General features: G+C 41.4%; 16 protein-coding genes. 10 read left to right on the top strand and 6 right to left on the bottom strand.

All coding sequences use genetic code 11. The features are described 5' to 3' along the window. Window positions 1–97: 97 nt before the first annotated feature. Window positions 98–1,009: a sugar phosphate isomerase/epimerase family protein gene (locus X939_RS0100595; protein ID WP_025761293.1), complete on the top strand. Its 912-nt coding sequence runs from the start codon at window positions 98–100 to the stop codon at window positions 1,007–1,009. A gap of 7 nt (window positions 1,010–1,016) precedes the next feature. On the opposite strand, the gene X939_RS0100590 is transcribed toward X939_RS0100595, so the two are convergent. After that, window positions 1,017–2,000 carry a zinc dependent phospholipase C family protein gene (locus X939_RS0100590; protein WP_025761292.1) on the bottom strand — a complete coding sequence of 328 codons (984 nt, stop codon included), beginning with the start codon at window positions 1,998–2,000 and terminating at the stop codon, window positions 1,017–1,019. A gap of 378 nt (window positions 2,001–2,378) precedes the next feature. Here X939_RS0100590 and X939_RS0100585 point away from each other — a divergent pair, with 378 nt between their 5' ends. Next, window positions 2,379–2,792, top strand: coding sequence for a Dabb family protein (locus X939_RS0100585; RefSeq protein ID WP_025761291.1), 414 nt, complete (start codon window positions 2,379–2,381; stop codon window positions 2,790–2,792). 54 nt (window positions 2,793–2,846) lie between these two features. Here the strand turns inward: X939_RS0100585 and ung are convergent, their stop codons facing one another. Continuing rightward, window positions 2,847–3,512, bottom strand: a complete 666-nt coding sequence (ung, locus tag X939_RS0100580) for a uracil-DNA glycosylase (RefSeq protein ID WP_025761290.1) — start codon at window positions 3,510–3,512, stop codon at window positions 2,847–2,849. Between the two features lie 142 nt (window positions 3,513–3,654). Here ung and apaG point away from each other — a divergent pair, with 142 nt between their 5' ends. The 6 genes from apaG (at window position 3,655) to X939_RS0100550 (ending at window position 8,279) form a co-directional block, all read left to right on the top strand. Further along, the gene (gene apaG / locus X939_RS0100575; protein WP_025761289.1) at window positions 3,655–4,041 is read left to right on the top strand and encodes a Co2+/Mg2+ efflux facilitator ApaG/CorD; all 387 of its coding nucleotides are present in this window, start codon (window positions 3,655–3,657) and stop codon (window positions 4,039–4,041) included. Between the two features lie 27 nt (window positions 4,042–4,068). Next, window positions 4,069–4,842, top strand: a complete 774-nt coding sequence (locus tag X939_RS0100570) for an O-methyltransferase (RefSeq protein ID WP_025761288.1) — start codon at window positions 4,069–4,071, stop codon at window positions 4,840–4,842. A 413-nt stretch (window positions 4,843–5,255) separates the two neighbouring features. Continuing rightward, window positions 5,256–6,047, top strand: a complete 792-nt coding sequence (locus X939_RS0100565) for an MlaE family ABC transporter permease (protein WP_025761287.1) — start codon at window positions 5,256–5,258, stop codon at window positions 6,045–6,047. Between the two features lie 3 nt (window positions 6,048–6,050). Further along, a complete protein-coding gene (locus X939_RS0100560) occupies window positions 6,051–6,809 on the top strand; it encodes an ABC transporter ATP-binding protein (protein ID WP_025761286.1) in 759 nt (252 codons plus the stop codon). Beyond that, window positions 6,809–7,810, top strand: a complete 1,002-nt coding sequence (locus X939_RS0100555; RefSeq protein ID WP_025761285.1) for an MlaD family protein — start codon at window positions 6,809–6,811, stop codon at window positions 7,808–7,810. Before X939_RS0100560 ends, X939_RS0100555 begins: the two co-directional genes overlap by 1 nt. 100 nt (window positions 7,811–7,910) lie before the next feature. Next, complete coding sequence (locus X939_RS0100550) at window positions 7,911–8,279, top strand: Hpt domain-containing protein (RefSeq protein ID WP_025761284.1); 369 nt, start codon at window positions 7,911–7,913, stop codon at window positions 8,277–8,279. A 9-nt stretch (window positions 8,280–8,288) separates the two neighbouring features. Here X939_RS0100550 and X939_RS0100545 read toward each other — a convergent pair whose 3' ends face one another. Then, window positions 8,289–9,467 (bottom strand): glycosyltransferase family 2 protein, encoded by a 1,179-nt coding sequence (locus tag X939_RS0100545; protein ID WP_025761283.1) that lies wholly within the window; start codon window positions 9,465–9,467, stop codon window positions 8,289–8,291. A gap of 3 nt (window positions 9,468–9,470) precedes the next feature. Further along, window positions 9,471–10,385 carry a glycosyltransferase family 2 protein gene (locus tag X939_RS0100540; RefSeq protein WP_025761282.1) on the bottom strand — a complete coding sequence of 305 codons (915 nt, stop codon included), beginning with the start codon at window positions 10,383–10,385 and terminating at the stop codon, window positions 9,471–9,473. Window positions 10,386–10,718: 333 nt separating this feature from the next. On the opposite strand from X939_RS0100540, the gene X939_RS0100535 reads away from it, so the two are divergent. Together X939_RS0100535 and X939_RS0100530 are read left to right on the top strand one after the other, a co-directional pair. Further along, window positions 10,719–11,498: a glycosyltransferase family A protein gene (locus X939_RS0100535; protein WP_025761281.1), complete on the top strand. Its 780-nt coding sequence runs from the start codon at window positions 10,719–10,721 to the stop codon at window positions 11,496–11,498. Between the two features lie 10 nt (window positions 11,499–11,508). Beyond that, window positions 11,509–12,303 carry a glycosyltransferase gene (locus X939_RS0100530; RefSeq protein WP_025761280.1) on the top strand — a complete coding sequence of 265 codons (795 nt, stop codon included), beginning with the start codon at window positions 11,509–11,511 and terminating at the stop codon, window positions 12,301–12,303. Between the two features lie 18 nt (window positions 12,304–12,321). On the opposite strand, the gene X939_RS0100525 is transcribed toward X939_RS0100530, so the two are convergent. Together X939_RS0100525 and X939_RS0100520 are read right to left on the bottom strand one after the other, a co-directional pair. After that, window positions 12,322–13,548 carry a glycosyltransferase gene (locus X939_RS0100525; RefSeq protein ID WP_025761279.1) on the bottom strand — a complete coding sequence of 409 codons (1,227 nt, stop codon included), beginning with the start codon at window positions 13,546–13,548 and terminating at the stop codon, window positions 12,322–12,324. Window positions 13,549–13,711: 163 nt separating this feature from the next. Continuing rightward, window positions 13,712–15,307: a peptide chain release factor 3 gene (locus tag X939_RS0100520; RefSeq protein WP_025761278.1), complete on the bottom strand. Its 1,596-nt coding sequence runs from the start codon at window positions 15,305–15,307 to the stop codon at window positions 13,712–13,714. Window positions 15,308–15,429: the final 122 nt, after the last annotated feature.

Below are 15,429 nucleotides of genomic sequence, written 5' to 3'. Positions count from 1 at the left end.
AACGTCTATTTTTTTGTAATTTCGCAAATCTAAATATGAGATATATCTGGCCCTATCGGACCAGTGATCTTTTTACGCTTAAAATCTTAACAAATTTATGTCCTTTAATCGTCGAATTTTTCTTAAATCGGCCAGTTTTGCAGCAGCTGGCTCCTTGGTATGGTCTCTGTCGGGCTGTGGTACGGGAGGTAGTAATCAAGATGGCTCCGACTCTACCACTCTGGCGGGCAACTCCGATGGCCTGACCCCATCTATACCTGATTTTGGTTTACAGCTTTACAGTGCAAGAGATGTAATTGGTGCCGACCCCAAAGGTATACTAAAGCAAATCGCGGACCTTGGCTATAAGAAAATTGAAAGCTACCAAGGCGATCAGGGTATTTTTTGGGGTATGACGCCCAAAGAATTCAAGGCTTATATGGATGATCTGGGCATGACCATCGTTTCGACCCATGCCGACACAACCAAAAATCTAGAGAAAACAGCTGACGAAGCAGCTGAAGCCGGCCTCTCCTATGTCCTGCAACCTTATATTGGTCCGCAGAAGTCGGTAGATGAGTGGAAAAGGCGTGCTGATGAGTTCAATAAACGTGGAGAAATCTGTAATAAGGCCGGAATTAAGTTTGGCTATCATAATCACGATTATTCGTTTGTTCCTATGGATGGACTCATCCCTCAGGAAATCTTATTGGACAATACAGATAAGTCACTAGTTGTATACGAGTTAGATTTAATGTGGATTCAGGTACCTGAAGTGGATGCAACCGCCCATCTACAGAAATATGCAGGTCGTTATGATTTATGCCATGTGAAGGACTACGTCAGAGAACCCAAGGTGGAGTCTACAGATTTAGGGAAAGGACTTTCAGATTACCCTACTCTACTTAAGGTCGCATCCGATACGGGCGTATCACAATTCATTGTAGAGCAAGAACATTATCCTTCCCCTGTAATGGAATGTCTTGCCAACGATGCCGCCTATATGAAACAACTTGTTTTTAAGGGTTAATATAAAATCAGTCGTCTGGCTCCGGCCTGACGGGCAACGGCCGACCATTTCCAGTCTGGGAAGTGTCGGCCGATTTTTTTTCTATCCCTTCCACCAAAGGGGTGGCGTGCTCCAAGTTCGTCAAATTGGGCTGACCAGCGTTGACCCAGCAGGTATACCAAATATCTCCTATAAGACCTATAGCCGCTCGCATTCTTCGTTCAACCTGACCATTTAGTAAGCGTTCATACTCCCTTGCAAATGACTCGGAATACGTTCTAACCAATATGTTATTTCTCGACTCATAGCTATATTTTCTGTCTGCAGCGATTCTTTTACTGGCTAATCTTTCAAAATCAAAGACGCTATCACAGGCTATATGAGAGGCATAAACTGCGGACCAGATGGCTTCAGATATGAATGGCCTATACACGATACTCCCGATCCAAAGGTCATATTCGTCGGCAAAAAGTTCGGGAAGTCGCGATTCCCATAGTCCATGGATCCCCACCTGATCAGTAAATTGGCCATTATAATTGCGGGTAGTATGTAAAGGAACATGTATATCCGCGATATAGTGTCCTAAATCGGCCGATAACCGGAGTATTCTGGATTTTTGACCTTTGCTAAAAGCCTCAGTCAGCTGAAAACATACCCTTTCTATATTCCATGGTGCAATACCATGCTTCCGCAAACTATCCTCACCAAAACGTTCTACCGCACGCTTCCATTCCTTAGGAATAACTTCTCCATCAGGAACATGATACGAATCAATGTCAATATAGTGACGTTCAGCTTCCCCCACGACGCTGTATCGTCGTTTATCTGGGCCCACTGCTTCTTCCACTATAAAGTCCATGTTTTGTTTATAGAATACTTGCATTTCAGCAGGCAATCTAAAAACGGCCAGACGATTGATACGTCGATGCGCCCAAAATCCCCAATTACCTTGAGACATACTTCCTAGCAGGGGAATGAAGAGCAATAGCAACCATTTTTTGTCGATTTTCATAAAAAAATCAGAAAAATATTCCTGCTACACGTCTATCACCTTCAAAATAAAATTCGGCCAGAAATTTGACGAGAACGAAAGCAAATATGGATGGTAATTACTAAATAATTAACCAAATGGCTAAAAACCTCACGCAGTTTTGCCCTTTACTCAAAATACTGGATTTCAATAGCCTAAAATAAACGGACCTTCACCTAAATATACATCCTTACCGCCAAAATTCAAACCGTATTTTATTTTTCTAAAATCCCTGCTACTTATTAAAAATTTTGAAATAATGCTTTAATTCAATATTCCTTATATATTTTATTATTAAAGTACTATTTATTGGATAAACAATTACCTTTGTTCCATGTTAAATGTATCGAGAACAATAAAATGAAATTATACTTAAGAAAACCATTGGGGTACCTTGTTCCAGTATTTGCGCTGAGCTGTTTTATGCTGCTTATTTACGGAGCCTACGTTCCACATAAGGCTGCGGAAATACAGAAGGTAGTCTGCATAAAATTTAAATCCGGAATCAGTCAAGCACAAATAGAACAGCATTTCAACGATTTTGCAGCCATGAAGAATCAGATGCGTGACGTAGTTGCTTATTCCGCTGGCCAAGTTCAGTCTGATGCCCAATTTCCGGAAGCTTATGACGTAGTGCATTACCTCACCTTTCGTTCTGCAGAAAGTGCCGACCTGTATGCCAAGCACGAAATTCAACAGAAATTTATGGCTGATCATAGAGATCAATGGGCAGATATATTGGAACTCAATTCCAACATAGAAAAGAAAAAATAATAGTAATAGGAGTGAAAATTTTAAAAAGAGCAGGGGTTCCCTGCTCTTTTTTTGTTACCATTGAATTGGTTCAAATCCGTGGCTTTGAAGATAACGATTGGTTTGACTAAAATGTTTGGTTCCAAACCAGCCCCCCTGATTTGCTGACATGGGCGAGGGATGCCGGGCGGTAAGTATCAAATGTTTCTCCTGATTAATCAAGGAGACCTTTTTTTTGGCATAACTTCCCCATAAAAGAAAAACCAAATGCTCCTTTTCTCGGGACAAGGTAGCTATAACTGCATCTGTAAAATGCTCCCACCCCCACTTTTGGTGTCCTCCAGGTGTGGATGCCGGAACCGTCAATGTGGCATTTAACAGGAGGACTCCCTGCTTTGCCCAACGCTCCAGGTTCCCATGATTTGGCATGGGTATGTTTAAGTCCGCCTCAATTTCCTTAAAAATATTCCGCAGAGAAGGAGGTATAGGGATGCCATTGTTCACTGAAAAGCTTAGACCATTTGCTTGTCCTGCCCCATGGTACGGGTCTTGTCCCAGAATAACTACGCGACAATCCTCAAAACTACAGAGCTCAAATGCTTTAAATATCTCGCCACCTCGAGGGAACACCACAGTGTCACGATAGGCAGCACGAACTTTATCAGTAAGCATCCCAAAATACGGTTTACCAAATTCGGATGACATTTTCAACTTCCAGGACTCAGCTATGTTTACTTCCATCAATTATGTGTAATTTTGATAATAAGCAAATAAAATCAATTTAGGCATGTATTTTTCAATTCTAGAATGCTATTTTCGTTACTATTGAAATAAAATTCGTCTAACCCATTAGATAAAATAGTACTACCTTACCTCGATTCTTATGGTTTCTCAAATAACAGACGGCGTTAAAATTACTGTTCAGACTGAGTATCAACCCGATTACTCTAATCCGGGACAGAATCATTTTGTATTCACTTACAAAATCGTTATTGAAAACTGCAGTGAACATACGGTGAAACTGCTCAGGCGACACTGGTTAATTTTTGATTCTAACCGAGGCATCAGAGAGGTCGAGGGCGAGGGCGTGGTGGGCCTACAACCCATTCTGGAGCCTGGAGATCGTCATGAATATGTATCAGGTTGTAATCTTAAAACGGACCTAGGCAAAATGTCGGGCACTTATCTAATGGAAAGGATTATTGATGGCAGAAATTTTAATGTATCTGTTCCGTCATTTTCCCTTATTGTACCCTATCGGCTCAATTAATCCTTCCAATTCAACTCTAAAATACCTTTGATAACTTCTTATTTAAAATTTTTGTTGAGAGCGGGGAATGAACATTCCATTCATTCTCCGTTTCTTTTTGACCTGTATACCCGCGTAATTGCCTGTAAACATGACACATCGGCCGATTATGACCAAATAAAAAAAACCCGAAAAGCCCTATTGCGCAGCAAGGAAACCATAGAGATATTAGATCTTGGGGCGGGATCAAGAGTGAACAAATCGAACGTAAGGAGTATAGGGTCCATCGCCAAGAATGCAGAAAAGCCTGAAAAGTTCGGGAAATTATTCTACAGACTTATCCAACACTTCCAACCAAATTATATAATAGAGCTAGGCACATCCCTCGGAATCACAAGCTTGTACCTTTGCAAAGCCCGCCCCCAGGCGAAGGTGATAACATTTGAAGGATGTCCCGAAACCGCTTCTATTGCAAAGCAGACCTTTCACAGCCAACAAGTAGATAATGTGGAAGTGGTATTAGGCAATATTGATGACTCCTTAATAGAACGGATTAAAACCCTTCCTCAAATTGACTTCGCTTATTTTGATGCGAATCATCGATATGAACCTACTATACGTTATTTTGAGGCATGTTTGCCCCTCGCGCATAACGATTCTTTATTCATATTCGATGACATCTATTGGTCAGAGGAAATGAAAAAGGCTTGGGAAGAAATAAAGCTACACCCTGATGTCAGTCTTACTGTAGATCTATTCTGGATTGGATTAGTATTCTTTAGGAAGGAACAACCCAAGGAGCACTTTTGCCTTAGGTTCTAAAATACTAATAGTCTCAGATGTCATTTAGTAACATATGAGCTAACTGTTTTTCATTAGCTCTAAAACGACCATAACGGCTGTTAAGCATATTTAAAAAGACCGGGCCTACAGAATATATGATTTACTTTGAACACTGTAGACTCACAGTTAATGGAAGTTTTTTTACTTTAACAATCACTGGAACGATTGTTTTATGCCTTCAACATAGCTCAGGACATCAGGTTTTAAATAGCTTAGTTTTCAAAGGCTGCTTCGAATCCACTCTAGTTTGAGTACTATTTAGCGAGGGCCAAGTATGCAATGAACTAGTTAGATCACTCTGCTGTTAAAATGATCTCTATTAATAATACTATATACGTAGTAGTGGAGCACAAAAGCAATAAGTACCAACCCTTTAAGCAAATGATCAAAATATGAGTACGCCCACTGGGAAAAAGCATGTTTTTACCAAAAATTTAGACTTTGCCTTTCTTTCCGTATACAATGGATTTGTATTTATGGGGAGATTCTTCCGCGAGGCTTTCCGCGGAAGAATGGAAACGCAGGAAATTATTAAGCAATGTTATGCTATAGGCAATAAGTCTTTGCTGCTCATAAGCCTTACCGGGTTCATCACCGGAATGGTATTTACCAAACAATCGCGACCCTCATTAGCCGAATTTGGTGCCACCTCGTGGCTTCCCTCTCTCGTGTCCATTGCCATTGTAAGGGCGCTTGCCGCATTGGTAACGGCACTGATTAGTGCCGGAAAGGTAGGATCCAGTATTGGGGCTGAGCTCGGTTCGATGCGGGTAACCGAACAAATTGACGCTATGGAGGTGTCGGCTATCAACCCGTTTAAATATCTGGTAGTGACCAGAGTGGTAGCATCCACCATTGCCATCCCTATCCTCATGTGTTATTGCGGTATGGTAGGTCTGGCTGGAGCATTTTTAAATGTCACTCTTACGGAAGGTACAAGCCTTCAAACCTTCATTCAAAAAGCTTTTGAACAGATAACCTTCCTGGATATAGGCACTTCCCTTATCAAAGGTATAGCCTATGGCTTCACTATCGGAATTGTGGGGTGTTATCAGGGATATAATGCCAAAAAAGGAACCGAAGGTGTTGGTAAAGCGGCCAATTCATCGGTGGTTATTTCGATGTTCTTAATCTTTATAGAGGAGGTAATTATTGTACAGGTTTCAAATTACTTCCGGGTATAATCTATGGAAAATTCAAGTAAAGAACCCATTATTAAAATTTCGGATCTCTATAAATCATTCGGAGATCTTGACGTACTCAAGGGAGTCAACTTAAATGTGTACCGAGGTGAAAACGTAGTAGTTTTAGGAAGATCCGGGACAGGCAAGTCAGTACTGATCAAGATTTTGGTTGGGCTGCTCACTCAGGATAGCGGGATAGCCAACGTATTGGGACGTGAGGTATCTGAGTTAAACGAAAGCGAATTACGTGACCTTAGGCTTAAAATAGGCTTTTCCTTCCAGAACAGTGCGCTTTACGACAGCATGACCGTCCGTGAGAATCTGGAGTTTCCTTTGGTGCGCAATGTACCCAACCTTACCAGAGCCGAAATCGATGAAGCAGTTGAGACGGTTCTGGAAGCTGTGGGATTGCTACAAACGATCAACCAGGTTCCTTCCGAACTATCGGGTGGCCAGCGTAAGCGAATAGGGATCGCTAGGACGCTGATTTTAAAACCAGAAATTATGCTGTATGACGAGCCTACAGCTGGCCTTGATCCCATTACATGTCTGGAAATCAATGAGCTAATCAACGAAGTTAAAGAGAAATATAAAACTACGGCCATCATCATTACGCACGATCTCACCTGTGCGAAGGCGACTGGCGACCGGATTGCCATGCTTTTGGACGGAATCTTCGTCCGTCAAGGTACATTCGAAGAAGTATTTAAAACAGAAGAGGAAAGAATCAAAAGTTTTTACGACTACAATTTTATTCAATAATGGAAACCAGGGAAAAAAGATCTATAAAAGTTGGGCTATTCGTTGTGTTAGGCACCCTTATTTTCGTAGCGGGCGTGTTGACCATAGGAAATATGAAAAAGCTTTTTGGCAGCACCATTACCGTAAAAACGATATTTGACGACGTGAATGGACTAAAATCCGGAAATAATATTTGGTATTCCGGGGTTAAAATAGGGACGGTAAAGTCCATTCGTTTTATGAATGGCTCTCAGGTAGAGGTACTTTTAAATATAGAAGACAAATCCAAAGAATTTATTCGGAAGAATGCTAAGGCTAAGGTAAGTACCGATGGCCTTATAGGAAACAAGATTATTGTAATATACGGAGGTACTACCAAAGTGGCACCCATAGAAGATGGTGACGAAATACATGTTGAGAAAGTAGAGTCCACTGAAGAGATGATCAGCGTGCTTTCAGAAAATAATAAAAACCTTTTGGGCATCACATCGGCCTTTAAAACCATTAGTAAGAATATTTTGGAGGGGAAAGGGACTGCAGGACTGCTCCTTAACGATGAGAGGCTATATAACGATTTAGATAAAACGTTACAGACTCTTAATAAAGCCGCACATAATGCTCAGAACCTAACCGCATCACTATCTGCTTTTACAGGACAGCTCAATAAGAAAGGTGGCCTTGCCAATGATCTGGTAACTGATACCTTAGTGATGAAGGATGTCCGTATGGCGGTTTCTAATCTGAATGAAACGGTATCTGGAGCGAATGTGATGATTGAGAACCTGAAAGCAACCAGCGAAAACCTTAAAAATAATAAAACAAGCCCGGTTGGTGTATTATTGAACGATGACCAGACTGCATTGAATATTAAACGAACGATGGAAAATTTAGAGTCCAGTACCGATAAACTCGATGAAAATATGACGGCCCTTCGTTCTAACTTCTTATTTAGAAGATACTTCCGTAAAAAAGATAAGGAAGAGTCTAAGGCGAAAGTTGAAGAAGATAGTACGAGCAACTAGTATCTAGGGACAATTTCCCTTGATACTTTTTATTCTTGAATTGGTATTTTCGGTATGTTTGTCATAAACTTAAGACAATATATCCTTAAACAATACGACAATGGTTGCAGACATCAATAAGGAATTAGATACGGCTCATTTAAAACAAGTTTATGGTGACGATGCTAATATCATGTCCCTTATCTTCGACGCTTTCGTCAGCGATTCTTATGTTCGCTGGGTCGAGCTTAAAAATGTTCTTACGGTCAATGATCTTAAAGAAGCAGCCAATATTGTTCATGGTCTAAAGCCATCTTTTCCCATGGCGGGAATGACTTGGCTGAAGCCAAAGGTTGAGGAATTTGAACGCCAGATAAAAGCTTCGGCGCCCTTAGAGACGCTTTGGAATCATTACAATACCATTGACGAAGAACTTACCAGACTAATTCCTATTCTGATTGCTGAAGCAGAGCGTTTGGGTAAGTTATAAAGGAAAATTTTAGTTGGATGATCGGCGTGTGGATTTTTCCCAAACAGCGCTTTGCCGCCCCTTGGCATATCGTACAATCCCTGCTAATACCGCCCAGTTCATCATACAGAAATAGTAAGGAACGAATAAGGCCTTAATTCGAATTTTTTGCCTTTCGAAATACCAACCTAGGAGGGCTAAGGAATAAAAGGCACATTGAGCCCCCATGAGGTAATCATAAAAGACCGGAGACTGTTCCTGGTTTATTATAACCAGGTTCAATATAAATATTATTACGAGTAGGAAGGGGGTTACTGTCCAACGCAAAACCCGGTGACTAATATACTGAAAGCTTAGCAGAGGCATTTTTAATGGAATAAGTAAAGAGGATAGTCTGATAATCGACTGTATACCCCCTGCTGCAATGCGTACCTTCCTTTTCAGTTCTTCCTTAATATTTTCCGAACCTAGTTCTACGGCATAAGCTTGAGGCTCATACACAATACGATATCCTTTCTGAGCAATAAGCATGGAGATCATAAAGTCGTCCAGAATGGTGTCGGCAGCCACGGGTACGTACAAAGATCTACGAACACTAAACAACTCCCCAGCGGCACCTACCACCGAATATAATTCCGAATCCCATTTTTTTAGCATTGACTCGTACTTCCAGTACAGCCCCTCCCCTGCCGTAGCGTCGGCTTGGTCTGCAGCGGAAACTCGCTTCTCCCCTGAGACCGCCCCCACCGCTGCATCAGCATAATGGCTTGCTATCCGTATTAATGCCTGCGGATTTAAAAAAGTATTGGCATCTGTAAATACAACTACCTCGCTTTGGATCACCTCCATCGCTCTGTGAATGGCATGAATTTTCCCTCTTCTTTCCGGCTGATGCAGTACTTCTATTCCTTGAAACTGATCAATACGCTCGGGGGTTCCATCAGTGGAACCGTCTGTCATGAATATAATGCGAAGTTTATCGACCGGATACTCCAGAGCCATTGTATTTTTCACCTTTTCAAGAATAATATCTACTTCATTATAGGCAGCCACTACCAAAGTAAGACTGGGCAAATCATCCTGTACAAATGAGGTACTAACCACTGGATTCACCAGTCTTTTTATACGAACCAATATGTACAGTAAAAGACCATAGCCTAAAAAAGTATAGGCCACAATGGCTATTGCAATCCATAGAAAGGTAATCATAAACTATTTGAGTGTAAAGCCTAATTCCTGGCTGTTAGTTGCATTTTTAAAATTCCACAGGATAGCCTTAAAGAAAACAGAAATATACTGGTAGTTTCCCGAACGTATATATCCAATAATATTTCGAGGGGATACTAGCAGCAAAAAATATAAGCCGAAAACTATTGTGGTGAGGGGCGTAGTGTTCCTTCGAATAAATAAGATTCTATTTCTGTTCATGAAATAGGTCTTAAGGGCGGAGTTCTTACCTACGGATATAGATTCTTTGTGGTAAATTGAAAAGTCATTATTTACATGCACTTCAAAGCCAGCTCTTTTAATCGCTTCCACCCAGTCAAATTCCTCATAATACAGGAAATAATTTACCGGCATCAGTCCGGCCACTTCTATGGCCTTTCGACGAACCATCATGGCTGCTCCATGAATGAAACCCGTGGGTCCTTTTATACCATCATATTGCCCACTGTCCTCCTCAAACTGACCGACACAGGCGTTGCTTGCGGTATAATAATTCATGGCTGTATAACCCGCATACTGTATCATAGTCGGATTTTCAAAGTAGTGAATTTTCGGCGAAACCATTCCGACCAGGGGGTGTTCTGTTAAATAGGAAGCCAAACCACCTACCAATGCAGGGGTAAAGATGGTATCATTATTAACAAAAAATAAATATGTTCCCGTCGCTTGCTCAATTCCCAGGTTATTCCCACCTGCAAAACCCAGATTATGCTCCGATCGGATAAATAAAATATGAGGGTACCGACCTGTCCAGTAGGGCACGGGGTCGACTCTGCTCCCGTTATCAACCACTATGACCTCAATATGGAAATAATCATTCATTTTATGGATCGAATCAATCAAAGCCTCTGTTACCTCAGGTTGATTATAATTGACTGTTATAATAGAAACTTTTACCATCGATACTTCCGGAATACATCCCCTGTCATAAGCTAAACTAAATGCCAGCAATAAGTCGAAATATTTCTTATAATAAAAATGGTTAGCATAAAATGTTTCTTATTTATCGAATAAGACCTGATTCCGATTCCAAAGTAAAGTAAGCTATAAGCCGAATATCCTCAGGGGCTGAAAGATTGTGATGTCTAGTTCCGGAATAAATTATTTCTACACTAATATGTAAATATTCAATAATGATCAATATTTTTACAGGTGCATGGCTGCAAATACTATTGCTTATCATATTTGCTCTATCCAAACAAGCAAGCTTACTGCGATCTCAACGACCAATACATGACCCATACGTTTCCTAATACTACCCTTCTAATCACTCATTATAATCGAAGTCAATCCTTAGACAGACTTCTTTCCAGCTTTAAAAAACTGGACGTCCATTTCTCTGAAATCGTGGTATCTGACGACTGCAGTAAAGAAGATCAGTTGAATCGGGTCCAAGCGCTGCAAAAATTATATAACTTCAAGCTAATCGCTACGAGGAAGAACGGAGGTTTGGGAAATAATATTAATAAAGGTCAGGCGGTTATTACTTCTCCGTATACCTTATATATTCAGGAAGACTTCGTACCCACGCCCTTATTCCCGCAGCGATTCAGGGAAGCACTCACCTTTATGGAGGAAGATCGGGAATTGGATCTTGTCAGGTTCTACGCTTATTTCGCCTATCCCAAAATGAAGCCCTACAAGCCCGGATTTTCTGAAATGAAGTTTTCTTTCTGGGACCCCGACCATATAAAATTTTATATGTACAGCGACCATCCTCACCTACGTCGCAGCAGCTTTCTGAACAAATTTGGGAACTACCCGGAGGGGGTAGACCCCAATAAAGCGGAATTTGGAATGGTTTTAAACTTTTTGAAGAAGAATGGTAAAGCAATATTTTTCAATGAATTTACCACCTTATTCGATCAAGTCAACACCTCTGACGAGCCCAGCACGGTAGACCGGCCCGACTGGCGCCTGGGTCGTAACCCCTTTATCCGACTTGCCAGACAGGTATATCTTCGTTTTCGTTGGTTAAAGAATACCCTGCAACTCGTTCTTAAATCCTCCTAATATTTTTTTCATGAATACTGCAGGTGCATATATTTTCAAGGACGTTACCCTCCTGATCACCCATTATAACCGTAGTCAGTCTTTGGCTAATCTTTTAAGCAATTTACAAAAATTAAATTGCCAATTCGAAGAAATAGTGGTCTCAGATGATGGCAGCGAGATGGCACATTTGACTCTGGTTCAGGAGCTTCAGGACCAGTACCATTTCAAGTTAATTACAACGCCAAAAAATAAAGGCTTAGGGAATAATATTAATAAAGGACAAGCGGCTGTAGCCACTCCCTTAACCCTCTATATCCAGGAAGATTTCGAGGCAAAAACTATTTTCCCCTCCAAATTACAGACGGCCGTTGCATTAATGCATGAAAAACCGGAGGTAGACTTGGTCCGGTTTTATGCCTATTTCGAATACCCTTTTCTAAAACCGGTTCGAGACGGTTTTTATGAGATGCTATTCAGTGTATGGAAACCTGGTTACCGAAAATTTTATGTTTATAGCGACCATCCACATTTGCGCAGGACCAACTTTTGTACCAAGTTTGGCCCATACCGCGAAGGAGTAAAGGGTGACGATACAGAGTATGACATGATGATGTCCTTTCTATCGAGCCAGGGAAAAGCAATCTTTTATAGAGACTTTAACGGGCTATTTACCCAACGTAATTCGACGGAGGAGCCCAGTACCATGCGCCGTAACTATTTAAGAGAAAGCCAGAATCCCCTAGTTAAAGCCATGCGGCATATCTATCGCCATTTCAAATTTAATAGGGACTATGCATTTAAATACCCAACAAAAAAGAGTTAAAAGATTGAGCAGGCTGGCCTATGAAGTTCCATTAATCCTTGTGTAGCTCCTCATCATAACTTCCGACATCTGATCGATACGTTTTTCCCAGGTATTTTCGGCAGCAATTTCTTGACGACGTGCTACCCATTCGGGTCCCTGCTCCAACAAAGCTGCAGAAATGGCAGCCGAAAACTGTGTGGCAGTACTGCAATAATGAACCGAATCGGCAGTAAAATCGACCAAATCGGGGTTAAAATCGGTACATACTACTGCCTTCCCTGCTCCCAGATATTCAAATAATTTTAATGGAAAAATGGTCCTGCTCACCTCATCCTTTTTAAAGGGAATAATGGCCACTGAAAACCCTTTCAGGACCGCAGGTAATTCAGCATAGGGAACCGGACCCGGCAGGTATATATTATCCTGTAATTTGATGAACTCTGGAATATAAACTGGATCCACGGGGCCTACTAAGACAAAACTCTTGTCTTGGTGCTGCTGTGCGGCTGCCAATAATAATTCGTAGTTTATCCGTCGCTCGACAGCCCCGAAATAGCCAATCACAGGGCCCTTAATATCTTTAAATAATGAATGAACTAACAGGGAGGGATCCATGCACTTACTACTATGTGACAGATCCGCGGCGTTGGGTATAAAATAACTATTAACGTTTAGCTCTGAAGTTTCCCGCTGCAACTGACGACTACTACATACCACCACATCGGAATTTCGTACCAGTTCAGCTTCCGATTGCAAGCCATGACGCCGGTCAAAATCGACAATTAGCGGATCGAGACAATGGTATACTGCCAAACTCGCATTCAGATGCGAGCCAAGGCCCGGATAATGAAAGTTAAAGGAATTAATAAAAACGTGGGCTTCGATCCGCTGTTTCCGTAGTACTCTCTTCAGTTTATAAGCCAGTATTCTTTCATTTAATTTCAATAGCTGCCTGTATAACCATCCTTCCGGTAAGAAATTAATGGACAATAAGACTGGTGGCACCAATATGGTCAGATTAGGGGTATCGGTGCCCATTAACTCGGTGTTCCATATTGACAGAAATGGCTGGCGTCTTTGATGTCGTACTGTATCTTTAATCGCCCAATAATCTTTTATCGTCAATGGATTTTCTATATAAACCACACGATTATTTCTCGCCAGAAGTTTAGCTGAGGTATAATTGGTCGATTCTAACTCTGAGTCGAACCGGGGAAGACCCAAAATGATAATATTTTTTCCGTTGAGTTTATTTGCAGTCATATGACCGACAAGATAGTTAGTATCCGCATTTTTGCGATGATACCAAGCAAATATTTTCTACAAAATTTACCTGCTAAATATGCGAAAACAAAAAAAGGATCGCATAGAAAACCCTGCCTGTTGCTGTTTTCTATGCGATCCATCTTTCGGGTCAGATTCCCTGTTATACTACTTGTTCCGTCTTAAATTCGGAGGTAAAATGAAACTGTATATCCGGATTGTTCTCCTGGTTCATACGAATCATCCAGTCAGACTCTGCCAGAAAAACAGGATTTTTGTCTTTATCAAAAGCTATTTGATTCCCTTTAAGCCGTATAAATTGATCGAGCTTTGCTTTATCGTCACTGGTGAGCCAACAGGCCTTAGAAACGTTCATATTAACCCAGCGGCACTTCGCCCCATATTCATGTTGCAACCTGTACTGAATCACGTCAAACTGGAGCTCACCTACTGTCCCGACAATCTTTCTATTACCTAAGTCAAGGGTAAATAATTGTGCAACTCCTTCATCGGTAAGCTGCTGAACCCCTTTTTCGAGTTGCTTGGACTTCATCGGATCCAGGTTAACAATTTCCTTAAATATCTCAGGAGAGAAACTCGGGATACCGGAAAACTGAAGAATTTCACCTTCGGTGAGTGTATCGCCAATTTTAAAGCTACCTGTATCGTACAAACCTACCACATCTCCTGGGAACCCCTCATCCAGTACCTTCTTATCGGAGGCCATAAAGCTAAATGGGCTCGAGAAACGGACGTCTTTTCCGAGTCTTACATGTTTATAGAATTTCCCTCTTTCAAACTTACCGGAACAAATCCGTAAGAAAGCAATTCGATCGCGGTGTCGTGGATCAAGGTTTGCATGAATCTTAAATACGAATCCTGTAAACTTAGGTTCCATAGGATCCACTTTTCTGGTATCTGAAGGACGTGGTTGAGGCAAGGGTGAAATATCACAGAATGTATCCAGCAATTCTTTGATACCAAAATTATTAATTGCACTTCCGAAGAACACCGGGGCTAATTCTCCTGATTGATAGGCTTCATCGGAAAAAGGGTCATAAACGCCTTCTACCAGCTCTACGTCTTCGATGAGTTGATTTGCATCTCTTTCCCCAAGAAGCCTTACCAAGCCCTCATCCTCGAGGTTAATCTTAGCAACGTCTCTTTCGATTTTAGTCTTGTTAATGGCAAAAAAGTAGAGCATTTTTTCATAAAGGCTATATACCCCTTTGAAAGAAGCGCCCATATTGATAGGCCAGGTCAATGGACGCACTCTGATGCCAAGTTTAGTTTCCAACTCGTCGAGCAGTTCAAAGGCGTTCTGGCCTTCGCGATCGAGTTTGTTAATAAACACGATCACAGGTGTATTCCGCATGCGACAGACCTCCATCAGGCGCTCTGTTTGCTCTTCTACTCCCTTTACGCAGTCGATAACAAGAATTACACTATCTACGGCAGTCAGCGTCCTATAAGTGTCCTCAGCAAAATCCTTGTGACCCGGGGTGTCCAGAATATTAATCAGCAGATCGCGGTATTCGAAGGTCATCACCGACGTGGCGACCGAAATACCTCTCTGCTTTTCAATCTCCATGAAGTCGGAGGTAGCCGTCTTTTTGATTTTATTAGATTTTACCGCTCCTGCCGTCTGGATAGCTCCACCAAAAAGCAACAGTTTTTCAGTCAATGTTGTTTTACCCGCATCTGGGTGACTGATGATGGCAAAGGTGCGGCGTTTTTTTATTTCTTGTATATTACTCATAAGAATCCATTGATCCACTTACATGCTCCGGTACTGACCATACATCGATGCTGGCGAGACAAATGCTGGTAAGCCAATCGGCCGTTAAAAAAAATTTGCACAAAGATAAGCATAAACAAAAG

It is taken from the genome of Dyadobacter tibetensis Y620-1 (assembly GCF_000566685.1).
GTDB lineage: Bacteria > Bacteroidota > Bacteroidia > Cytophagales > Spirosomataceae > Dyadobacter > Dyadobacter tibetensis.
The sequence above is the reverse complement of the archived record's forward strand: the minus strand, read 5'-3'. Positions and strand labels throughout refer to the sequence as shown.